Origin of the sequence: Vibrio sp. SCSIO 43155, from assembly GCF_023716605.1 — a bacterium.
In the GTDB taxonomy this organism is placed as follows: Bacteria; Pseudomonadota; Gammaproteobacteria; order Enterobacterales; family Vibrionaceae; genus Vibrio; species Vibrio harveyi.
In genome coordinates this window covers 3,150,947-3,174,279 of record NZ_CP071852.1, presented here as the reverse complement: position 1 = coordinate 3,174,279, position 23,333 = coordinate 3,150,947, and the positions used below count along the sequence as shown (strand labels likewise).

General features: G+C 47.0%; 11 protein-coding genes, 3 tRNA genes and 6 rRNA genes. 17 read left to right on the top strand and 3 right to left on the bottom strand.

Features of this window, described 5'->3' with window-relative positions; translation table 11 throughout:
- Positions 1-161: 161 nt before the first annotated feature.
- Positions 162-1,814, top strand: coding sequence for a glucose-6-phosphate isomerase (pgi, locus tag J4N44_RS15085; protein WP_017190915.1), 1,653 nt, complete (start codon positions 162-164; stop codon positions 1,812-1,814).
- Positions 1,815-1,914: 100 nt separating this feature from the next.
- Here pgi and J4N44_RS15080 read toward each other — a convergent pair whose 3' ends face one another.
- Positions 1,915-2,376 (bottom strand): chemotaxis protein CheX, encoded by a 462-nt coding sequence (locus tag J4N44_RS15080; RefSeq protein WP_005381269.1) that lies wholly within the window; start codon positions 2,374-2,376, stop codon positions 1,915-1,917.
- 18 nt (positions 2,377-2,394) lie between these two features.
- On the bottom strand, positions 2,395-2,850 hold the full coding sequence (gene zur, locus J4N44_RS15075; RefSeq protein WP_009697566.1) for a zinc uptake transcriptional repressor Zur: 456 nt from the start codon (positions 2,848-2,850) through the stop codon (positions 2,395-2,397).
- A gap of 285 nt (positions 2,851-3,135) precedes the next feature.
- Between zur and dusA the strand changes: the two genes are divergently transcribed.
- The 16 genes from dusA (at position 3,136) to J4N44_RS14995 (ending at position 21,346) form a co-directional block, all read left to right on the top strand.
- Positions 3,136-4,116 (top strand): tRNA dihydrouridine(20/20a) synthase DusA, encoded by a 981-nt coding sequence (gene dusA / locus J4N44_RS15070; protein ID WP_005451527.1) that lies wholly within the window; start codon positions 3,136-3,138, stop codon positions 4,114-4,116.
- A gap of 163 nt (positions 4,117-4,279) precedes the next feature.
- Entirely contained in the window at positions 4,280-4,495 is a 216-nt protein-coding gene (gene pspG, locus J4N44_RS15065) for an envelope stress response protein PspG (protein WP_005451528.1), read from the top strand.
- Positions 4,496-4,595: 100 nt separating this feature from the next.
- Entirely contained in the window at positions 4,596-5,261 is a 666-nt protein-coding gene (locus J4N44_RS15060) for a TIGR04219 family outer membrane beta-barrel protein (RefSeq protein WP_009697568.1), read from the top strand.
- 150 nt (positions 5,262-5,411) lie between these two features.
- Entirely contained in the window at positions 5,412-5,642 is a 231-nt protein-coding gene (locus J4N44_RS15055) for a hypothetical protein (RefSeq protein ID WP_005451530.1), read from the top strand.
- 117 nt (positions 5,643-5,759) lie between these two features.
- Complete coding sequence (locus J4N44_RS15050; RefSeq protein WP_252044612.1) at positions 5,760-7,634, top strand: assimilatory sulfite reductase (NADPH) flavoprotein subunit; 1,875 nt, start codon at positions 5,760-5,762, stop codon at positions 7,632-7,634.
- Positions 7,634-9,370 carry an assimilatory sulfite reductase (NADPH) hemoprotein subunit gene (gene cysI, locus J4N44_RS15045; RefSeq protein ID WP_252044611.1) on the top strand — a complete coding sequence of 579 codons (1,737 nt, stop codon included), beginning with the start codon at positions 7,634-7,636 and terminating at the stop codon, positions 9,368-9,370. Before J4N44_RS15050 ends, cysI begins: the two co-directional genes overlap by 1 nt.
- A complete protein-coding gene (locus J4N44_RS15040) occupies positions 9,363-10,142 on the top strand; it encodes a phosphoadenylyl-sulfate reductase (RefSeq protein ID WP_005451533.1) in 780 nt (259 codons plus the stop codon). The genes cysI and J4N44_RS15040 overlap by 8 nt, the downstream gene beginning before the upstream one ends.
- 656 nt (positions 10,143-10,798) lie before the next feature.
- Positions 10,799-12,345: ribosomal RNA gene (locus J4N44_RS15035) — 16S ribosomal RNA — on the top strand.
- Positions 12,346-12,622: 277 nt separating this feature from the next.
- Positions 12,623-15,509 (top strand): 23S ribosomal RNA (locus tag J4N44_RS15030).
- Positions 15,510-15,601: 92 nt separating this feature from the next.
- Positions 15,602-15,718: ribosomal RNA gene (rrf, locus tag J4N44_RS15025) — 5S ribosomal RNA — on the top strand.
- A 315-nt stretch (positions 15,719-16,033) separates the two neighbouring features.
- Positions 16,034-17,582, top strand: a 16S ribosomal RNA gene (locus tag J4N44_RS15020).
- 65 nt (positions 17,583-17,647) lie between these two features.
- Positions 17,648-17,724 (top strand) — tRNA-Ile (locus J4N44_RS15015).
- Between the two features lie 43 nt (positions 17,725-17,767).
- Positions 17,768-17,843, top strand: a tRNA-Ala gene (locus J4N44_RS15010).
- A 259-nt stretch (positions 17,844-18,102) separates the two neighbouring features.
- Positions 18,103-20,992 (top strand): 23S ribosomal RNA (locus J4N44_RS15005).
- A 92-nt stretch (positions 20,993-21,084) separates the two neighbouring features.
- Positions 21,085-21,201: ribosomal RNA gene (rrf, locus tag J4N44_RS15000) — 5S ribosomal RNA — on the top strand.
- The 16S, 23S and 5S rRNA genes sit together here with 3 tRNA genes alongside, the layout of an rRNA operon.
- Before the next feature lie 68 nt (positions 21,202-21,269).
- Positions 21,270-21,346, top strand: a tRNA-Asp gene (locus J4N44_RS14995).
- A gap of 653 nt (positions 21,347-21,999) precedes the next feature.
- Here J4N44_RS14995 and J4N44_RS14990 read toward each other — a convergent pair.
- Positions 22,000-23,325: a cation:proton antiporter gene (locus J4N44_RS14990; protein ID WP_017187915.1), complete on the bottom strand. Its 1,326-nt coding sequence runs from the start codon at positions 23,323-23,325 to the stop codon at positions 22,000-22,002.
- Positions 23,326-23,333: the final 8 nt, after the last annotated feature.

Below are 23,333 nucleotides of genomic sequence, written 5' to 3'. Positions count from 1 at the left end.
GGCACTCAGTCATAATTGGCGACTGAAAAAAAATTACAAAGACTTGTTTTGTGGCAATTCGCCCAAACATCTCATTTATATTCTATTTGCTAAATCGGGGATTCCGCAGTTTTCGCTAGACTGTAAGGAATGGAACCTACTGTAACATCGGGATAAAGACCATGTTGAAAAATATCAATCCAACGCAAACACAAGCTTGGAAAGCGCTAACTGCGCATTTCGAATCTGCACAAGATATGGATCTGAAAGAGCTATTTGCTCAAGACGCTGCGCGTTTCGACAAATACTCAGCACGCTTCGGCTCAGACATCCTAGTCGATTACTCAAAGAACCTAATCAACGAGGAAACTCTGAAGCACCTGTTCGCTCTTGCTAACGAGACTGAGCTTAAGTCAGCAATTGAAGCGATGTTCAGTGGTGAAGCGATCAACAAAACAGAAGATCGCGCTGTTCTTCACACTGCACTGCGTAACCGCTCGAACAAACCTGTAATGGTTGGCGGCGAAGACGTAATGCCAGCGGTAAACGCGGTTCTAGAAAAAATTAAATCCTTCACTGAGCGTGTAATCGGCGGTGAGTGGAAAGGTTACACAGGTAAAGCAATCACAGATATCGTAAACATCGGTATCGGCGGCTCAGACCTTGGTCCTTACATGGTGACAGAAGCATTGGCACCATACAAAAACCACCTGAACCTACACTTCGTTTCTAACGTTGATGGTACTCATATCGTTGAGACTTTGAAGAAAGTAGACCCAGAGACAACACTATTCTTGATCGCGTCTAAGACGTTCACGACTCAAGAAACCATGACAAACGCGCACTCTGCTCGTGATTGGTTCCTAGAAACTGCTGGCGATCAAGCACACGTTGCTAAGCACTTCGCTGCGCTATCTACTAATGCTCCTGCGGTATCTGAGTTTGGTATCGACACAGACAACATGTTTGAGTTCTGGGACTGGGTTGGTGGTCGTTACTCACTATGGTCTGCAATTGGCCTTTCAATTGCATTAGCTGTAGGTTACGACAACTTCATCGAGCTTCTAGATGGTGCTCACGAGATGGATAACCACTTCGTGTCGACAGATCTAGAAAGCAACATCCCTGTGATTCTTGCTCTGATCGGTATTTGGTACAACAACTTCCATGGCGCTGAGTCTGAAGCAATCCTACCTTACGACCAGTACATGCACCGTTTCGCAGCGTACTTCCAGCAAGGTAACATGGAATCTAATGGTAAGTACGTTGACCGTGAAGGTAACGCAGTGACTTACCAAACTGGTCCTATCATCTGGGGTGAACCAGGAACTAACGGTCAGCACGCGTTCTACCAGCTGATTCACCAAGGCACTAAGCTGATCCCATGTGACTTCATTGCACCAGCAATCAGCCACAACCCAGCAAGCGATCACCACCAAAAACTGATGTCTAACTTCTTTGCACAAACAGAAGCATTGGCATTTGGTAAGTCAGCAGAAACAGTAAAAGCAGAATTTGCGAAAGCAGGTAAGAGCGAAGAAGAAATGGCGTCTCTAGTACCGTTCAAAGTATTTGAAGGTAACCGCCCAACGAACTCTATCCTAGTTAAGCAAATCACACCTCGCACGCTAGGTAACCTGATCGCAATGTACGAGCACAAAATCTTCGTTCAAGGCGTTATCTGGAACATCTTCAGCTTCGACCAATGGGGTGTTGAGCTAGGCAAACAACTAGCGAACCAAATCCTACCTGAGCTAGCCGATGAGTCTGAAATCAACTCACACGATAGCTCGACAAACGGTCTAATCAATGCATTTAAAGCGTTTAAAGCTTAATGTTTGAATAGAAAAAGAAAAGGTCAGCAAATGCTGACCTTTTTTATTGCCTGGGGCAGAAACAAAATAGGTTGGTACGGACCAACCTATTTTTTCTCTATTATTCGAAACAAATCTCGATGAAGGCATTTCCCCACTGTGAAGAGAAAGGCATGATGATGATTGAGCCTTCACACTTGTGGCGAATGGTGTGACCTCGACCAGATACTACAACTGGTGTTGCCATATCAAAGTCAAATCCACTTTCCGCTAGAATGCGTTTCGCACCGCCTGTCACCATATTAGTGATCTCACCAACCATATCCGTCACTTCTTCGTTCAGTCCATTTGGACGTTCACCAAGCATGTTCTGCATGATTTCCAGTGCTAACGCTTCATCAAAGGTAATCGACATTGAGCCACGAGTTTGTGGACCAACCATACCGATAAGACCAGAAACGTCACCTCGTGCGATCTCATCTTTCTTGATTCGCGGTTTTTGTGGCTTCAGTTCAAGCGAAGCCATAGTTTTTAGAACATTCATTAAAGAAGCTAAAAACGGGTTTACAAATTCAGCGCGCATAACGTTCTTCTATCTTTCTTATTTCGTCTCCGAGGAACATGCCTGGCATTCGCCATGGGTTTCGATAACTTGATTCGTCAGTTTGAATCCATGTTTCTCGGCGTTATTGGCTAATAAGGATATCAGCGTCTCGTCTTCAAGTTCAACGACATCGCCACATTTATCGCAAATTAGCAGTTGGAAAAAGTGCTGTTGAGTGTTGAACGAACAGCAAGTGATAAAGCTGTTGTTAGATTCCACTCGATGAATAAAGCCTTGTTCTAGAAGAAAATCTAATGCTCGGTATACCGTCGGTGGTTTCGCTTGTGGTTCACTCTCTTTCAGTTGCTCCAATAGCTCATACGCACTAGAGGCGCGGCGATTAGAACAAATGAGCTCAAAAACGCGTCGGCGTTGCGGCGTCAACCTTACTCCGCGCTCAGCGCAGATATGTTCAATTTGTTCAAGGATTGTTGGGTCCAAATCTTTCACCATAACTATCGGACGTGCTTTATGATAAACCATTTCTATACGAAGTTCGTTTAGAAAGGCTTCATTTTACCTACTATCAGAACGAAAATCATGAATTAAAGCAAGCTAGTGTATATCAGAGAGAGTAACCGATATCACAGAACGAGATCCCAATGCCGAAATATGTCTATTGGTAAGTAAGCTCACAACACTCGCATCCACTGCACAGTGGGTATACAATACCCGACTTCATTTTTTGAGCGCACCGTCGCGCTCTATCTTGGCAACGTAAAAACGGGTGTTTATATCATGACTCATTCTTGCAGGCTCTCTGTAGCACCAATGTTGGATTGGACGGATCGTCATTGTCGCTACTTCCATCGCTTAATGACCAAAGAAACCCTGCTGTACACCGAAATGGTGACCACAGGCGCGATCATTCATGGAAAAGGGGATTTCCTGGCTTATAACGAGGAAGAGCATCCGTTAGCCCTTCAGCTTGGTGGCTCAAACCCAACAGATTTGGCAACGTGTGCCAAGCTTGCGCAAGAGCGTGGCTACGATGAGATTAACCTAAACGTTGGTTGTCCATCGGATCGCGTTCAAAATGGTCGATTTGGTGCATGCCTAATGGCAGAGCCGCAGTTGGTCGCAGACTGCGTAGCCGCGATGAAAGATGTGGTAGACGTGCCTGTTACTGTGAAAACACGTATCGGCATCGATGACCAAGATTCTTATGAATTCCTAACGGATTTCGTGTCTATTGTTTCTGAGAAGGGCGGCTGTGAGCAGTTCACTATCCACGCACGTAAAGCATGGTTAAGTGGTCTAAGCCCGAAAGAGAACCGTGAGATCCCACCATTGGATTACCCACGCGCTTACCAATTGAAGAAGGACTTCTCACACCTAACGATTGCGATTAACGGTGGCGTGAAATCTTTAGAAGAAGCGAAAGAGCATCTACAACACCTAGATGGTGTGATGATTGGTCGTGAGGCTTACCAAAGCCCTTACTTGCTAGCATCTGTTGACCAAGAGCTGTTTGGTTCAAATGCACCAGTGAAAAAGCGCAGCGAAATCGTTGAAGAGATGTTCCCGTATATTGAAGCGCAATTGGCAAAAGGTGCTTACCTTGGTCATATCTCGCGTCATATGTTGGGTCTGTTCCAAAACATGCCTGGTGCTCGTCAATGGCGTCGTCACATCAGTGAAAACGCGCACAAACCGGGTTCAGGTCTAGAAGTGCTGCAAGATGCACTGGCGAAGATTCCAAAAGAATTGAACGTGTAAATTTCACCAGTGGTTGGTGAAATTTACCAACTGATAAATAACAAAGCCAGAGTGCAGAAATGCCTCTGGCTTTATTTTTACTTATAGATCATGGTATTAGATATATATTTATAAGTTGGTATGGAACCTGCTCTAGTAAAACTAAAACAAAGGAGAAGTGATTATGTTGGAGCTGATCTTTATTTTAGTTTTCACAGCAACCCTATTAGTAACCGGTATTACTATGGTAACGGTATTTGCCGCAACAGGTATCGCATTGGTTGTGATGTTCTTATTGGGTATGGTAGGCGCTGTACTAAAACTATTGCCTTGGTTGATAGTCATTGCACTAGGTATATGGTTTTTTAAAAACTTCGTTGCCCAGCCTCGTTATAAGTAACGGATAGTAGAGATTTAGTTGATGGTGGGCTGTGAGAGTATGTTAGTATTTCTCACATGCCCCTTAATGTTGAAATCAGCTATCTCGGAGTAAAAATTACATGACATATAAAGCGACCATCGCTTTAGCGACACTATCGTTGGCTGCGTCTTACCCTTGTTTCGCAGAACAAGAGTCTTCTTTCACTACGACGGTTGGTGGGGAAGTTTGGGTAGCGGATACCAAAGTGAATGAAGTAAGAAGAGATAGCGACACAACGGGGTCTTTCTACGCTGCAATTGAGCATGACGTGAAATACGTACCGAATGCGCGCCTTCGTTACTCAAGTGTTGATGCGGATTACATGGGTTTTGACAAGCTCGACCTTACTCTTTACTACCAAATTCTTGAACACGACCTGATGCACTTCGATGCGGGTCTTACTTTTAGTAACTTGAGTGATACAAAATACGTAGACGCAGGCACTAATGCTCGTACGGAAGATTTTGATGAGCTGATTTGGGCTTGGTATGGCTACGCAGAAATCACTGTGCCAAATACAAACTTTGATGTAATTGGTGAGATGAACTTTGGTGATAACAAAGGTATCAAGAGTACTGATCTAATGGCTGGTGTTCAGTACCGAATTCCTTTTCAAGAGTCTCAACTCACTTTCCGTGGTGGTTACCGTGTGATTGATTTAGAGTCAGAGGAGTTTTTATCGAGCCTAGGTAAAGAGTTTATCTTTGCAGACGGCTTCTTCGTTGGTGCTCAATACTCTTTCTAACTACATAACATCAAATCCTTTAAAACGTCGCTTTATAAGCGGCGTTTTTTTATATCACTTCATTATATTAAATCGAATTTCTCGCCCAAGTTTCACTCTTCTACCATGCTTATCTAGGAGCAATGTATAAAAGTTGGAGCAGGGATTGCGATGACAATAAACGAATTACGACATCTATTTCGTGACAACCAGCTAGTCGAAGCCATTATAGAGCCTTCAATTCAAGAGGGAGGATGGGTTGTCGAGTTTCGCCATGCCCGTGGTGGGTTTGTTTGCCTCACAGACAGTCATGGGGAAGAGTGCCTATATGATGATCTTGATACGGCATCAAAATCGGCGTTGGCGGTTGGCTTTCAACAAGTTCGTATTGAGGATCGTTGAGCACTAAGCTCAGCGTTCTTACTTCCAAAAAGTTATAAAACATTCTCTTCTATTCTTTCTTGTTATTAGAGAGAGTGGTTAATCTATCGTCACGCAATGAATAGGGATGTCGTGACAATGTCTTTTCAACAGAATGAATATTCTCACAAGAAAGTGTCGGAAGATAATAATGGGCAGGGTGCTAATCCACCAATCGCAAGCCCACTAAATGACCAGCAATTTAACTCACTCCAGCAAACTGTCTCAGAGTTGTCTTCACAGCAACTTGCATGGGTCAGCGGTTACTTCTGGGGACTCGCTCAAAACCAACCAAGTGCAGCGGCTGCAACACCAATCGCACAGGCTGCTGCTTCTGTTGCTGCAAAACCAGCAGGCAAGCTAAGCATCATTTTTGCTTCTCAGACTGGTAATGCGAAAGGCGTTGCTGAAGAGCTAGAGCAAGAAGCCAAAGCAGAAGGCATTGCTGTAGAGCTGTTTGATGCTAGCGATTACAAAGGCAAGAACTTAGCAAAAGAGACTCACGTGATCATCGTGGCGTCGACCAATGGTGAAGGCGAAGCGCCAGATAATGCCATTGAACTGCATGAGTTCCTTCAATCTAAAAAAGCACCCAAGTTACCAAATCTACAATACGCCGTGATCGCACTGGGCGATTCTAGTTATGAGTTCTTCTGCCAAACGGGCAAAGACTTCGATACTTACTTGTCTAAGTTAGGCGCAACTGCCTTCATCGATCGCATTGATTGTGATGTGGATTATGAAGCGCCGGCGGCAGAATGGCGTAAGCAAGCGCTTGAACAAGTAAAAGAAGCCCTTTCTTCAGGTAATGAAGCTGAAGTGGTTCAACTGCCTGTTGGTCAAGCCGCTCCAGGACATTCTGCTTATAACAAGCAAAATCCATATACCGCAACGTTACTGACAAGCCAGAAAATCACAGGTCGTGATTCAGGTAAAGACGTTCGCCATGTAGAGATTGATCTCGAAGAGTCGGGTTTGACCTATCAGCCAGGTGATGCGCTAGGTGTTTGGTTCGACAATAGTTCAGAATTAGCCAACGCTATCTTAGCGAAGGCTGGTCTATCCGGTGTAGAAAGTGTTGAAGTCGATGGCGAAAGCCTTTCTATTCACAGTGCATTGGTTAGCAAGTACGAAATCACCGCATCAAACCCTCAGTTTGTCACTAAATTCGCAGAGCTATCTGGTAGTAAGAAACTACAAAAGCTAGTGGAAGATAAAGACAAGCTTCGTGAGTACGCTGCAAATACCCAAGTGGTAGATGTACTTGCAGAGAAGAAGACCAAGTTAAGTGCAGAAGAATTAGTTGGTTTACTTCGTCGATTGACACCTCGTCTATATTCTATCGCTTCGAGTCAAACGGAAGTCGATGAAGAAGTTCACCTTACCGTAGGCTTGGTTGAATACGACAAAGGTGATGAAAAGCGCTATGGCGGAGCATCGAGTTTCCTCGCTCAACGTCTAGAAGAAGGCGGCGAAGTGAAAGTGTTTGTTGAGCACAACAATAACTTCAAACTGCCACAAGATGACAACACACCAATCATCATGGTTGGCCCTGGTACCGGTATTGCGCCTTTCCGTAGCTTTATTCAAGAGCGTGATAACCGTGACGCGGAAGGCAAGAACTGGTTGTTCTTTGGTGACCGTACCTTTACTCAAGATTTCCTTTACCAAGTTGAATGGCAGAAGTACCTCAAGTCAGGTTTGCTGACTCGCCTTGATGTTGCGTTTAGTCGTGACCAAGCAGAGAAGGTTTATGTTCAACATCGCATCTTAGAAAACGCTGAACAAGTGTGGCAATGGATTCAAAATGGAGCCTACATCTATGTATGTGGTGATGCCACTCGTATGGCAAAAGATGTTCACGATGCGCTGGTATTTGTAGCCGAGCAACAAGGCAAGCTATCTCGTGAAGAAGCCGAAGCATTTATCAACGATCTACGTAAAGCGAAACGTTACCAAAGGGATGTGTACTAATGAGCGCGAATCAACAATCAAACAGCCAAGAAGTATTAGGTGAGGTGCTTGGTCCACTCTCGGATAATGAGCGCCTTAAAAGAGAAAGTAATTTACTGCGTGGAACGATTGAACAAGATCTGCAAGACCGTATTACTGGCGGTTTTACTGCGGACAACTTCCAATTGATTCGTTTTCACGGAATGTACCAGCAAGATGACCGTGATATCCGTAACGAGCGTGCTAAACAAAAGTTGGAGCCGCTGCATAACGTCATGCTTCGTGCTCGTATGCCGGGTGGCATCATTACACCAAAGCAATGGCTAGCGATCGACAAGTTTGCAACCGAGCACTCTTTATATGGAAGTATTCGTCTTACTACTCGTCAAACGTTCCAGTTCCATGGCGTGCTAAAACCAAATATCAAGTTGATGCACCAAACGCTAAACAGCATTGGTATTGATTCGATTGCAACTGCGGGTGACGTTAACCGTAACGTGTTGTGTACCACTAACCCAGTGGAGTCGGAGCTACACCAAGAAGCTTACGAATGGGCGAAGAAGATCAGCGAGCATCTATTACCAAAGACGCGCGCTTATGCAGAGATTTGGTTGGACGGTGAAAAAGTAGAAAGCACGGAAGAAGACGAACCGATTCTAGGTAAGAACTACTTACCACGTAAGTTTAAAACCACAGTGGTTATCCCACCGCAAAATGACGTAGACGTACACGCTAACGATCTTAACTTCGTAGCGATTGCAGGTAACGGCAAGCTAGTTGGTTTTAACGTGCTTGTTGGTGGTGGTCTAGCGATGACACATGGCGATACATCGACTTATCCACGTAGAGCGGATGACTTTGGTTTTATTCCATTAGAGAAGACGCTTGATGTTGCTGCTGCTGTAGTAACAACTCAACGTGATTGGGGTAACCGTTCTAACCGTAAGAATGCAAAAACCAAATACACATTAGATCGTGTCGGTAGTGATGTGTTTAAAGCGGAAGTAGAAAAACGTGCCGGTGTTAAGTTTGAGCAAAGCCGTCCTTACGAATTCACGGAACGTGGTGACCGTATCGGATGGGTTGAAGGTATCGATGGTAAGCATCACCTAGCACTCTTCATTGAAAATGGTCGTCTATTAGATTTCCCAGGTAAACCACTTAAAACGGGTGTTGCTGAAATTGCCAAAATCCATAAAGGCGATTTTCGTATGACTGCAAACCAAAACCTGATTGTTGCTGGTGTACCAAAAAGCCAAAAAACGAAGATCGAGAAGATTGCTCGTGAACATGGTTTGATGGATGACGGCGTAAGTGAACAACGTAAGAACTCGATGGCGTGTGTGGCGTTTCCAACGTGTCCATTAGCCATGGCAGAAGCAGAGCGCTTCCTTCCTCAATTTGTAACCGATGTAGAAGATATTCTAGAAAAGCATGGTCTGCCTGAAGAAGACAATATCATTCTTCGTGTAACAGGGTGTCCAAATGGTTGTGGGCGAGCAATGCTGGCAGAAATCGGCTTAGTTGGTAAAGCGCCAGGTCGATACAACTTACATCTAGGTGGTAACCGAGGCGGTACTCGTGTACCGAAGATGTATAAAGAGAACATTACGGATAAGCAAATCTTAGAAGAGATTGATCTGCTGGTGGCTCGTTGGGCTGCTGAACGTGAAGAAGGCGAGGCATTTGGCGATTTCACGATTCGAGCTGGCATTATCCAAGAAGTATTCGTATCAAAGAGGGACTTCCATGCTTGATTCTGTAGCGTCCAAACCGGAGCTAACAGAGTTACTGACATTAACTAAGACGGAGCAAATCCTCCGTCTTGCTCAAATCAATGTCGAGCTCGAACAGCTTTCGGCACAAGATAGAGTAAAGTGGGCATTGGAGAATTTGGAAGGGGAGTTCGCTGTCTCGTCCAGTTTCGGTATCCAAGCCGCAGTGATGCTTCATCTTGTGACACAACAAAAACCGGATATTCCAATTATCCTAACGGACACCGGCTATCTATTTGCAGAGACATATCAATTCATCGATCAGTTGAAAGCGCAACTGAACCTTAACCTTAAAGTGTATCAAGCTAAAGAAAGTGCGAATTGGCAAGAAGCACGTTATGGAAAACTTTGGGAACAGGGTATAGAGGGAATTGAAAAGTACAACAAGATAAACAAAGTCGAGCCAATGCGACGAGCTCTGCGTGAGCAAAATGTCGGTACTTGGTTTTCAGGACTGCGTCGAGAGCAAAGTCAATCTCGTGCTGGTCTTCCAATCTTGTCGATCCAAAATGGCGTATTTAAATTCTTACCTGTGATCGACTGGACGAATAAAGATGTGCACTACTACCTAGAAGAGCATGGTTTGAGTTATCACCCTCTATGGGATCAAGGTTACCTTTCTGTCGGTGACACTCATACAACTAGAAAGTGGGAACCGGGCATGTCGGAAGAAGAAACTCGTTTCTTTGGTTTAAAGCGTGAATGTGGATTGCATGAAGACGATGGTAGTGAGCAGGATGGCTCAGGTATTTAGATGCTAATCTGGCAAAAGCCGTGTTTAGGGTAAATAAAGAAAGCTGCTGTAAAGCAGCTTTCTTTATATATAGTGAAAGAAAAAGGAGCATAAAAAGGATAACTCTGTGGATAAGTTGTATGCAGTCTTGGGGTAAAGTTGGATAAATAAGGCTTTGATCGAAAAGTCGTCGTTTAACTATTATTTTTGCAATTTTTGCAAAATAACGCTTGCCAATGTGAGCGCGATCTCTATAATGCCTCCTTGTCGACAGGGCAGAGCTCACAAGGGTTCGAAGCTAAGTCGGCAAGGTCAGAAAGAAAAGCGAAATAATTAATTGCCTTTACTTTTAAAAAGTAAAATAAATAGCAAAAAGTGTTTGACACAGAAAATTATCTCGCTAGAATGACCGCCTCTTCCGAAGTGATGTAAATCACAAAGAAGAGTAGCTCTTTAAAAATAAGAACCTATCAATCTGTGTGGGCACTCGTTGATGATAATCCAATTAGATACTTCGGTATCAAATTAGGTTTCAATGAAACGAAGTGACCATTCGAATTGGGAAGCAGCCTTGAGCTGTTTTATTTCACTTTTTGAAAGTGAAAACCAATAAGAGCACAGTCAATTCAAACATTACTTATGTAATGTTCAGTATTCATTGAGCCGAACAAAATCTTAAATTGAAGAGTTTGATCATGGCTCAGATTGAACGCTGGCGGCAGGCCTAACACATGCAAGTCGAGCGGAAACGAGTTATCTGAACCTTCGGGGAACGATAACGGCGTCGAGCGGCGGACGGGTGAGTAATGCCTAGGAAATTGCCCTGATGTGGGGGATAACCATTGGAAACGATGGCTAATACCGCATAATACCTACGGGTCAAAGAGGGGGACCTTCGGGCCTCTCGCGTCAGGATATGCCTAGGTGGGATTAGCTAGTTGGTGAGGTAATGGCTCACCAAGGCGACGATCCCTAGCTGGTCTGAGAGGATGATCAGCCACACTGGAACTGAGACACGGTCCAGACTCCTACGGGAGGCAGCAGTGGGGAATATTGCACAATGGGCGCAAGCCTGATGCAGCCATGCCGCGTGTGTGAAGAAGGCCTTCGGGTTGTAAAGCACTTTCAGTCGTGAGGAAGGTGGTAGTGTTAATAGCACTATCATTTGACGTTAGCGACAGAAGAAGCACCGGCTAACTCCGTGCCAGCAGCCGCGGTAATACGGAGGGTGCGAGCGTTAATCGGAATTACTGGGCGTAAAGCGCATGCGGTTTGTTAAGTCAGATGTGAAAGCCCGGGGCTCAACCTCGGAATAGCATTTGAAACTGGCAGACTAGAGTACTGTAGAGGGGGGTAGAATTTCAGGTGTAGCGGTGAAATGCGTAGAGATCTGAAGGAATACCGGTGGCGAAGGCGGCCCCCTGGACAGATACTGACACTCAGATGCGAAAGCGTGGGGAGCAAACAGGATTAGATACCCTGGTAGTCCACGCCGTAAACGATGTCTACTTGGAGGTTGTGGCCTTGAGCCGTGCTTTCGGAGCTAACGCGTTAAGTAGACCGCCTGGGGAGTACGGTCGCAAGATTAAAACTCAAATGAATTGACGGGGGCCCGCACAAGCGGTGGAGCATGTGGTTTAATTCGATGCAACGCGAAGAACCTTACCTACTCTTGACATCCAGAGAACTTTCCAGAGATGGATTGGTGCCTTCGGGAACTCTGAGACAGGTGCTGCATGGCTGTCGTCAGCTCGTGTTGTGAAATGTTGGGTTAAGTCCCGCAACGAGCGCAACCCTTATCCTTGTTTGCCAGCACTTCGGGTGGGAACTCCAGGGAGACTGCCGGTGATAAACCGGAGGAAGGTGGGGACGACGTCAAGTCATCATGGCCCTTACGAGTAGGGCTACACACGTGCTACAATGGCGCATACAGAGGGCGGCCAACTTGCGAGAGTGAGCGAATCCCAAAAAGTGCGTCGTAGTCCGGATCGGAGTCTGCAACTCGACTCCGTGAAGTCGGAATCGCTAGTAATCGTGGATCAGAATGCCACGGTGAATACGTTCCCGGGCCTTGTACACACCGCCCGTCACACCATGGGAGTGGGCTGCAAAAGAAGTAGGTAGTTTAACCTTCGGGAGGACGCTTACCACTTTGTGGTTCATGACTGGGGTGAAGTCGTAACAAGGTAGCGCTAGGGGAACCTGGCGCTGGATCACCTCCTTATACGATGATTATTCACGATGAGTGTCCACACAGATTGATAGTTCACAAGCGCAAGCTTGTAGCTAACATAGCTCTTTAACAATTTGGAAAGCTGACAAAACAAACTTTTAAGTTTGTTTGTAAAGTTCTCAATGTTTGTCTTTATGACAAACACCAATACAACACATTCAAGTGTTCTTGGAATTTGAGTCCGGCAAAATCGAGTCTGCATCATGTATAAAAATTGCAGACAACTTTGGTGACTTGTTCATCAACTCGAAACTCCTTCGGGTTGTATGGTTAAGTGACTAAGCGTACACGGTGGATGCCTTGGCAGTCAGAGGCGATGAAGGACGTATTAACTTGCGATAAGCCCAGATTAGGTAGTAAAAACCATTTGAGTCTGGGATTTCCGAATGGGGAAACCCACTAGCATAAGCTAGTATCGCTGCGTGAATACATAGCGCAGCGAGGCGAACCGGGGGAACTGAAACATCTAAGTACCCCGAGGAAAAGAAATCAACCGAGATTCCGAAAGTAGCGGCGAGCGAAATTGGACTAGCCCTTAAGCTTTTTATGCGTCAGGTGAAACTTCTGGAAAGTTGTGCGATACAGGGTGATAGCCCCGTAACCGGCAACGCATTTAAAGTGAAATCGAGTAGGGCGGGACACGTGATATCCTGTCTGAATATGGGGGGACCATCCTCCAAGGCTAAATACTACTGACTGACCGATAGTGAACCAGTACCGTGAGGGAAAGGCGAAAAGAACCCCTGTGAGGGGAGTGAAATAGAACCTGAAACCGTGTACGTACAAGCAGTAGGAGCACCTTCGTGGTGTGACTGCGTACCTTTTGTATAATGGGTCAGCGACTTATATTCAGTGGCAAGGTTAACCATCTAGGGGAGCCGTAGGGAAACCGAGTCTTAACTGGGCGTTCAGTCTCTGGATATAGACCCGAAACCAGGTGATCTAGCCATGGGCAGGTTGAAGGTTGAGTAACATCAACTGGAGGACCGAACCGACTAATGTTGAAAAATTAGCGGATGACTTGTGGCTAGGGGTGAAAGGCCAATCAAACCTGGAGATAGCTGGTTCTCCCCGAAAGCTATTTAGGTAGCGCCTCGGACGAATACTACTGGGGGTAGAGCACTGTTAAGGCTAGGGGGTCATCCCGACTTACCAACCCTTTGCAAACTCCGAATACCAGTAAGTACTATCCGGGAGACACACGGCGGGTGCTAACGTCCGTCGTGGAGAGGGAAACAACCCAGACCGCCAGCTAAGGTCCCAAATTACTACTAAGTGGGAAACGATGTGGGAAGGCTCAGACAGCCAGGATGTTGGCTTAGAAGCAGCCATCATTTAAAGAAAGCGTAATAGCTCACTGGTCGAGTCGGCCTGCGCGGAAGATGTAACGGGGCTAAGTAGTAAACCGAAGCTGCGGCAATGCACTTTAGTGCATTGGGTAGGGGAGCGTTCTGTAAGCGGTTGAAGGTGTGTGGTAACGCATGCTGGACGTATCAGAAGTGCGAATGCTGACATGAGTAACGATAAAGGGGGTGAAAAACCTCCTCGCCGGAAGACCAAGGGTTCCTGTCCAACGTTAATCGGGGCAGGGTAAGTCGACCCCTAAGGCGAGGCCGAAAGGCGTAGTCGATGGGAAACGGGTTAATATTCCCGTACTTCTTACAATTGCGATGGGGGGACGGAGAAGGCTAGGTGGGCCTGGCGACGGTTGTCCAGGTTCAAGTGCGTAGGCTTAAGAGTTAGGTAAATCCGGCTCTTTTTAAGGCTGAGACACGACGTCGAGCTACTACGGTAGTGAAGTCATTGATGCCATGCTTCCAGGAAAAGCCTCTAAGCTTCAGATTGTAAGGAATCGTACCCCAAACCGACACAGGTGGTCGGGTAGAGAATACCAAGGCGCTTGAGAGAACTCGGGTGAAGGAACTAGGCAAAATGGTACCGTAACTTCGGGAGAAGGTACGCTCTCGACGGTGAAGTCCCTCGCGGATGGAGCTATTGAGAGTCGCAGATACCAGGTGGCTGCAACTGTTTATTAAAAACACAGCACTGTGCAAAATCGTAAGATGACGTATACGGTGTGACGCCTGCCCGGTGCCGGAAGGTTAATTGATGGGGTTAGACTTCGGTCGAAGCTCTTGATCGAAGCCCCGGTAAACGGCGGCCGTAACTATAACGGTCCTAAGGTAGCGAAATTCCTTGTCGGGTAAGTTCCGACCTGCACGAATGGCGTAATGATGGCCACGCTGTCTCCACCCGAGACTCAGTGAAATTGAAATCGCTGTGAAGATGCAGTGTACCCGCGGCTAGACGGAAAGACCCCGTGAACCTTTACTACAGCTTGGCACTGAACATTGACCCTACATGTGTAGGATAGGTGGGAGGCTTTGAAGCAGTCGCTAGATTGTGTGGAGCCGTCCTTGAAATACCACCCTTGTAGTGTTGATGTTCTAACGTTGACCCCTAATCGGGGTTGCGGACAGTGCCTGGTGGGTAGTTTGACTGGGGCGGTCTCCTCCCAAAGCGTAACGGAGGAGCACGAAGGTGGGCTAATCACGGTTGGACATCGTGAGGTTAGTGCAATGGCATAAGCCCGCTTGACTGCGAGAATGACGGTTCGAGCAGGTGCGAAAGCAGGTCATAGTGATCCGGTGGTTCTGAATGGAAGGGCCATCGCTCAACGGATAAAAGGTACTCCGGGGATAACAGGCTGATACCGCCCAAGAGTTCATATCGACGGCGGTGTTTGGCACCTCGATGTCGGCTCATCACATCCTGGGGCTGAAGTCGGTCCCAAGGGTATGGCTGTTCGCCATTTAAAGTGGTACGCGAGCTGGGTTTAGAACGTCGTGAGACAGTTCGGTCCCTATCTGCCGTGGGCGTTGGAAGATGAAGGGGGCTGCTCCTAGTACGAGAGGACCGGAGTGGACGAACCTCTGGTGTTCGGGTTGTGTCGCCAGACGCATTGCCCGGTAGCTAAGTTCGGAATCGATAACCGCTGAAAGCATCTAAGCGGGAAGCGAGCCCTGAGATGAGTCTTCCCTGATACTTTAAGTATCCTAAAGGGTTGTTCGAGACTAGAACGTTGATAGGCAGGGTGTGTAAGCGTTGTGAGGCGTTGAGCTAACCTGTACTAATTGCCCGTGAGGCTTAACCATACAACACCCAAGGGGTTTTGATGGACTCAATGTAAGAACATTGAATGTGTGTAAGTAGAATTTAAAATCAGTTTTCCAGATTAAAGAATTTGCTTGGCGACCATAGCGATTTGGACCCACCTGACTTCCATTCCGAACTCAGAAGTGAAACGAATTAGCGCCGATGGTAGTGTGGGGCTTCCCCATGTGAGAGTAGGACATCGCCAGGCTTTATTTCCGACTTGTCTGAATACAGACGAGTCACCATAAAGTTCTAAATAAATTTAGAGTTTTATGTTGACTTTCAAAGTGGAAAGCGTATTATACGCACCTCGCTTAAGTGCTAAGGCACTGAAAGGCAAGCTCTTTAACAATATAGACCTATCAATCTGTGTGGGCACTCGTTGATGATAATCCAATTAGATACTTCGGTATCAAATTAGGTTTCAATGAAACGAAGTGACCATTGAATCGAAAGATTCAGCACAGTCAATTCAAACATTACTTATGTAATGTTCAGTATTCATTGAGCCGAACAAAATCTTAAATTGAAGAGTTTGATCATGGCTCAGATTGAACGCTGGCGGCAGGCCTAACACATGCAAGTCGAGCGGAAACGAGTTATCTGAACCTTCGGGGAACGATAACGGCGTCGAGCGGCGGACGGGTGAGTAATGCCTAGGAAATTGCCCTGTGGGGGATAACCATTGGAAACGATGGCTAATACCGCATAATACCTACGGGTCAAAGAGGGGGACCTTCGGGCCTCTCGCGTCAGGATATGCCTAGGTGGGATTAGCTAGTTGGTGAGGTAATGGCTCACCAAGGCGACGATCCCTAGCTGGTCTGAGAGGATGATCAGCCACACTGGAACTGAGACACGGTCCAGACTCCTACGGGAGGCAGCAGTGGGGAATATTGCACAATGGGCGCAAGCCTGATGCAGCCATGCCGCGTGTGTGAAGAAGGCCTTCGGGTTGTAAAGCACTTTCAGTCGTGAGGAAGGTAGTGTAGTTAATAGCTGCATTATTTGACGTTAGCGACAGAAGAAGCACCGGCTAACTCCGTGCCAGCAGCCGCGGTAATACGGAGGGTGCGAGCGTTAATCGGAATTACTGGGCGTAAAGCGCATGCAGGTGGTTTGTTAAGTCAGATGTGAAAGCCCGGGGCTCAACCTCGGAATAGCATTTGAAACTGGCAGACTAGAGTACTGTAGAGGGGGGTAGAATTTCAGGTGTAGCGGTGAAATGCGTAGAGATCTGAAGGAATACCGGTGGCGAAGGCGGCCCCCTGGACAGATACTGACACTCAGATGCGAAAGCGTGGGGAGCAAACAGGATTAGATACCCTGGTAGTCCACGCCGTAAACGATGTCTACTTGGAGGTTGTGGCCTTGAGCCGTGGCTTTCGGAGCTAACGCGTTAAGTAGACCGCCTGGGGAGTACGGTCGCAAGATTAAAACTCAAATGAATTGACGGGGGCCCGCACAAGCGGTGGAGCATGTGGTTTAATTCGATGCAACGCGAAGAACCTTACCTACTCTTGACATCCAGAGAACTTTCCAGAGATGGATTGGTGCCTTCGGGAACTCTGAGACAGGTGCTGCATGGCTGTCGTCAGCTCGTGTTGTGAAATGTTGGGTTAAGTCCCGCAACGAGCGCAACCCTTATCCTTGTTTGCCAGCACTTCGGGTGGGAACTCCAGGGAGACTGCCGGTGATAAACCGGAGGAAGGTGGGGACGACGTCAAGTCATCATGGCCCTTACGAGTAGGGCTACACACGTGCTACAATGGCGCATACAGAGGGCGGCCAACTTGCGAGAGTGAGCGAATCCCAAAAAGTGCGTCGTAGTCCGGATCGGAGTCTGCAACTCGACTCCGTGAAGTCGGAATCGCTAGTAATCGTGGATCAGAATGCCACGGTGAATACGTTCCCGGGCCTTGTACACACCGCCCGTCACACCATGGGAGTGGGCTGCAAAAGAAGTAGGTAGTTTAACCTTCGGGAGGACGCTTACCACTTTGTGGTTCATGACTGGGGTGAAGTCGTAACAAGGTAGCGCTAGGGGAACCTGGCGCTGGATCACCTCCTTATACGATGATTACTCACGATGAGTGTCCACACAGATTGATACGGTTTATACAAAAGAGACGATACTGGGTCTGTAGCTCAGGTGGTTAGAGCGTTCGCCTGATAAGCGAGAGGTCGGTGGTTCGAGTCCACTCAGACCCACCAATTCCCTTCCCAAGGAATTGGCATACAGTATCGACACCTTGATGGGGCTATAGCTCAGCTGGGAGAGCGCCTGCCTTGCACGCAGGAGGTCAGCAGTTCGATCCTGCTTAGCTCCACCATCTTTAAGCGCATTCGATGAGTGCTTTTAAAAATGGTTTCGAAAGAAATCTAGCTCTTTAACAATTTGGAAAGCTGACAAATCAACAATTTATTGTTGATTGTAAAGTTCTCAATGTTTGTCTTTATGACAAACACCAATACAACACATTCAAGTGTTCTTGGAATTTGAGTCCGGCAAAATCGAGTCTGCATCATGTATAAAAATTGCAGACAACTTTGGTGACTTGTTCATCAACTCGAAACTCCTTCGGGTTGTATGGTTAAGTGACTAAGCGTACACGGTGGATGCCTTGGCAGTCAGAGGCGATGAAGGACGTATTAACTTGCGATAAGCCCAGATTAGGTAGTAAAAACCATTTGAGTCTGGGATTTCCGAATGGGGAAACCCACTAGCATAAGCTAGTATCGCTGCGTGAATACATAACGCAGCGAAGCGAACCGGGGGAACTGAAACATCTAAGTACCCCGAGGAAAAGAAATCAACCGAGATTCCGAAAGTAGCGGCGAGCGAAATTGGACTAGCCCTTAAGCTTTTTATGCGTCAGGTGAAACTTCTGGAAAGTTGTGCGATACAGGGTGATAGCCCCGTAACCGGCAACGCATTTAAAGTGAAATCGAGTAGGGCGGGACACGTGATATCCTGTCTGAATATGGGGGGACCATCCTCCAAGGCTAAATACTACTGACTGACCGATAGTGAACCAGTACCGTGAGGGAAAGGCGAAAAGAACCCCTGTGAGGGGAGTGAAATAGAACCTGAAACCGTGTACGTACAAGCAGTAGGAGCACCTTCGTGGTGTGACTGCGTACCTTTTGTATAATGGGTCAGCGACTTATATTCAGTGGCAAGGTTAACCATCTAGGGGAGCCGTAGGGAAACCGAGTCTTAACTGGGCGTTCAGTCTCTGGATATAGACCCGAAACCAGGTGATCTAGCCATGGGCAGGTTGAAGGTTGAGTAACATCAACTGGAGGACCGAACCGACTAATGTTGAAAAATTAGCGGATGACTTGTGGCTAGGGGTGAAAGGCCAATCAAACCTGGAGATAGCTGGTTCTCCCCGAAAGCTATTTAGGTAGCGCCTCGGACGAATACTACTGGGGGTAGAGCACTGTTAAGGCTAGGGGGTCATCCCGACTTACCAACCCTTTGCAAACTCCGAATACCAGTAAGTACTATCCGGGAGACACACGGCGGGTGCTAACGTCCGTCGTGGAGAGGGAAACAACCCAGACCGCCAGCTAAGGTCCCAAATTACTACTAAGTGGGAAACGATGTGGGAAGGCTCAGACAGCCAGGATGTTGGCTTAGAAGCAGCCATCATTTAAAGAAAGCGTAATAGCTCACTGGTCGAGTCGGCCTGCGCGGAAGATGTAACGGGGCTAAGTAGTAAACCGAAGCTGCGGCAATGCACTTTAGTGCATTGGGTAGGGGAGCGTTCTGTAAGCGGTTGAAGGTGTGTGGTAACGCATGCTGGACGTATCAGAAGTGCGAATGCTGACATGAGTAACGATAAAGGGGGTGAAAAACCTCCTCGCCGGAAGACCAAGGGTTCCTGTCCAACGTTAATCGGGGCAGGGTAAGTCGACCCCTAAGGCGAGGCCGAAAGGCGTAGTCGATGGGAAACGGGTTAATATTCCCGTACTTCTTACAATTGCGATGGGGGGACGGAGAAGGCTAGGTGGGCCTGGCGACGGTTGTCCAGGTTCAAGTGCGTAGGCTTAAGAGTTAGGTAAATCCGGCTCTTTTTAAGGCTGAGACACGACGTCGAGCTACTACGGTAGTGAAGTCATTGATGCCATGCTTCCAGGAAAAGCCTCTAAGCTTCAGATTGTAAGGAATCGTACCCCAAACCGACACAGGTGGTCGGGTAGAGAATACCAAGGCGCTTGAGAGAACTCGGGTGAAGGAACTAGGCAAAATGGTACCGTAACTTCGGGAGAAGGTACGCTCTCGACGGTGAAGTCCCTCGCGGATGGAGCTATTGAGAGTCGCAGATACCAGGTGGCTGCAACTGTTTATTAAAAACACAGCACTGTGCAAAATCGTAAGATGACGTATACGGTGTGACGCCTGCCCGGTGCCGGAAGGTTAATTGATGGGGTTAGACTTCGGTCGAAGCTCTTGATCGAAGCCCCGGTAAACGGCGGCCGTAACTATAACGGTCCTAAGGTAGCGAAATTCCTTGTCGGGTAAGTTCCGACCTGCACGAATGGCGTAATGATGGCCACGCTGTCTCCACCCGAGACTCAGTGAAATTGAAATCGCTGTGAAGATGCAGTGTACCCGCGGCTAGACGGAAAGACCCCGTGAACCTTTACTACAGCTTGGCACTGAACATTGACCCTACATGTGTAGGATAGGTGGGAGGCTTTGAAGCACAGTCGCTAGATTGTGTGGAGCCGTCCTTGAAATACCACCCTTGTAGTGTTGATGTTCTAACGTTGACCCCTAATCGGGGTTGCGGACAGTGCCTGGTGGGTAGTTTGACTGGGGCGGTCTCCTCCCAAAGCGTAACGGAGGAGCACGAAGGTGGGCTAATCACGGTTGGACATCGTGAGGTTAGTGCAATGGCATAAGCCCGCTTGACTGCGAGAATGACGGTTCGAGCAGGTGCGAAAGCAGGTCATAGTGATCCGGTGGTTCTGAATGGAAGGGCCATCGCTCAACGGATAAAAGGTACTCCGGGGATAACAGGCTGATACCGCCCAAGAGTTCATATCGACGGCGGTGTTTGGCACCTCGATGTCGGCTCATCACATCCTGGGGCTGAAGTCGGTCCCAAGGGTATGGCTGTTCGCCATTTAAAGTGGTACGCGAGCTGGGTTTAGAACGTCGTGAGACAGTTCGGTCCCTATCTGCCGTGGGCGTTGGAAGATTGAAGGGGGCTGCTCCTAGTACGAGAGGACCGGAGTGGACGAACCTCTGGTGTTCGGGTTGTGTCGCCAGACGCATTGCCCGGTAGCTAAGTTCGGAATCGATAACCGCTGAAAGCATCTAAGCGGGAAGCGAGCCCTGAGATGAGTCTTCCCTGATACTTTAAGTATCCTAAAGGGTTGTTCGAGACTAGAACGTTGATAGGCAGGGTGTGTAAGCGTTGTGAGGCGTTGAGCTAACCTGTACTAATTGCCCGTGAGGCTTAACCATACAACACCCAAGGGGTTTTGATGGACTCAATGTAAGAACATTGAATGTGTGTAAGTAGAACTTAAAATCAGTTTTCCAGATTAAAGAATTTGCTTGGCGACCATAGCGATTTGGACCCACCTGACTTCCATTCCGAACTCAGAAGTGAAACGAATTAGCGCCGATGGTAGTGTGGGGCTTCCCCATGTGAGAGTAGGACATCGCCAGGCTTGTATTTTATTTTCACTTTTTATGAAAAAGTGAAGACAAAAACTTAGACTTTAGGTCTAACCAGTGCGGAGCGGTAGTTCAGTTGGTTAGAATACCGGCCTGTCACGCCGGGGGTCGCGGGTTCGAGTCCCGTCCGCTCCGCCACTTATTCAGACAAAGCCCTAGCAGAAATGCTAGGGCTTTTTCGTATCTGACAATTCAAATTCACCTATTGGTGTATGAACTCCGCTCGTGTGTGAGTCCAATTGAGTGCAAGTCCAGCCGCTCCGCCACTTATTTAGAAACCTAGTCTCCGGACTGGGTTTTGTCATTTCTAGAGTACGATTCCCTCTTTCTAGAAAACGAGCCCGCAAAAGTTTCAGATAACCTGCAATTTCTTCCGACGCCCTACCTTAATTACTGTTATTCAGAAAAACACCACACAACGACGTGGTTCGACAGAACAACTTTTGTATTTAGATACTCATTAACTTTTCAACTAGAGCTCAGTGGTTCGTAAATTTGCTTGAGCATTAATGTTTGGACTTAGTCACACTCACATAGAACGTCTTGTCCTCGCTAGTAAAGATCTTGAGGTTTGCAAAAGTGAATCTGATAGATTTTGCTAGCCATCTTTATGCATTCCTGTAGATTTTTCTCAAGTTGAAGCTATTCATTACCACTTTGGCTGTATTTGGTTGATCGAACTATAAAAGGTGCTGGGCTAGGGAATAGAATATTGTCTAGAGGTCTAGTCGCGAACAAAGTATAAAAAAGGCAGCCAGTTGGCTGCCTTTTTTTAAGAATTGTCGCGGTACTTATTCTTGAGATGCTTTTGCTTCTTGTGGTTCCGATGAAACTTTTGCTTCCATGTCTTTCTCTGCTTGTTTCGCTTTCTCGATCATTGGCGTAATGGTGGAGCCTTGAATCAGGATTGAGAACACAACCACCGAGTAGGTCATCACCATGATGATCTCTTTCACATCAATCAATTTCTCTGGAATAACTAAGATACCCGATGGGATTGATAGTGCCATAGCTAGAGCGAGGCCGCCGCGCAAGCCACCCCAAGTTAAGATCTTAATAGACCAAGGATTATATTTTCTATAGCGCTTAAATCCGATGTAAGAAATGAACACGCTTAGATAGCGAGCAGCCAGTACTAGTGGTACTGAAATTGCCATCATGATCCAGTCTTCTTTGTGGAATTCGAACAACAGCATCGACATACCAATAAGAAGGAATAGCACGCCATTTAGGAACTCATCGACCAATTCCCAAAAGTGGTCTAGATGATCTTCACTCTCTTTAGAGAAGCCAATGAAGCGCGTCCAATTACCGATCATGATACCCGATACCACCATCGCAAGTGGTCCAGATACGTGAAGGTATTCTGCAAATGCGTAACCAGCGGTTGGTACACCTATAGTAAGTAGTAGTTCCATTGAGTGGTCATCAGTTGCGCTGATTAGGTAATGGAAAATTAAACCTAGTACGAAGCCGTAAACGATGCCACCAATCGCTTCTTGAATGAATAGCATTGTCACACTACCTACCGTTGGAGCTTCAGTACCGAAGGCGATGGTGAATAGTGTTACGAAAATAACCAGACCAAAGCCGTCGTTAAACAGAGATTCACCTTCGATCTGTGTAGAGATTCGTTTTGGTGCATTAAGCTTTTTAACAATGGCGAGTACTGCAATCGGGTCGGTTGGGGAGATAAGCGCACCGAATAGCAGGCAGTAGACGAGGTCGAATTGAATGCCGATAGCTTGGCAGAAGCCGTAAAGTACAAAACCAATAAAGAAGGTTGAGAAGAGTGTTGCACCTAAAGCGAGTACGGTGATTTCCCATTTTTGGTCTTTGAGGTTAGGGAGTTTTATACCCAAACCACCGGCAAAAAGTAGGAATCCGAGGATACCTTTAAGAAGAAAGTCCTCGAAGTTAATGCTGGTAACCGTTTCGGTCGCTATCTCGGTGAGATGAAACCAATCATTTTGACCTGCGATTAGAATGAGGAGTGAAAGAATCATCGAACCGGCAGTGATTGCGATGGTGGTTTGCATCTTTCCTATCTTACTGTTTACAAAGGCAATAACCATTGCCGCTGCAGATAGAAAACATAAAGTATGATAGACCGACATAGAGCTCT

What these genes read in the sequence shown, in the direction of transcription:
- pspG (WP_005451528.1), top strand. Translation starts at nt 4,280, where the DNA reads ATGTTGGAGCTGATCTTTATTTTAGTTTTCACAGCAACCCTATTAGTA.
- zur (WP_009697566.1), bottom strand. Translation starts at nt 2,850, where the DNA reads ATGGTGAAAGATTTGGACCCAACAATCCTTGAACAAATTGAACATATC.
- J4N44_RS15040 (WP_005451533.1), top strand. Translation starts at nt 9,363, where the DNA reads ATGCTTGATTCTGTAGCGTCCAAACCGGAGCTAACAGAGTTACTGACA.
- J4N44_RS14990 (WP_017187915.1), bottom strand. Translation starts at nt 23,325, where the DNA reads ATGTCGGTCTATCATACTTTATGTTTTCTATCTGCAGCGGCAATGGTT.
- J4N44_RS15055 (WP_005451530.1), top strand. Translation starts at nt 5,412, where the DNA reads ATGACAATAAACGAATTACGACATCTATTTCGTGACAACCAGCTAGTC.
- pgi (WP_017190915.1), top strand. Translation starts at nt 162, where the DNA reads ATGTTGAAAAATATCAATCCAACGCAAACACAAGCTTGGAAAGCGCTA.
- dusA (WP_005451527.1), top strand. Translation starts at nt 3,136, where the DNA reads ATGACTCATTCTTGCAGGCTCTCTGTAGCACCAATGTTGGATTGGACG.
- J4N44_RS15050 (WP_252044612.1), top strand. Translation starts at nt 5,760, where the DNA reads ATGTCTTTTCAACAGAATGAATATTCTCACAAGAAAGTGTCGGAAGAT.
- J4N44_RS15060 (WP_009697568.1), top strand. Translation starts at nt 4,596, where the DNA reads ATGACATATAAAGCGACCATCGCTTTAGCGACACTATCGTTGGCTGCG.
- cysI (WP_252044611.1), top strand. Translation starts at nt 7,634, where the DNA reads ATGAGCGCGAATCAACAATCAAACAGCCAAGAAGTATTAGGTGAGGTG.
- J4N44_RS15080 (WP_005381269.1), bottom strand. Translation starts at nt 2,376, where the DNA reads ATGCGCGCTGAATTTGTAAACCCGTTTTTAGCTTCTTTAATGAATGTT.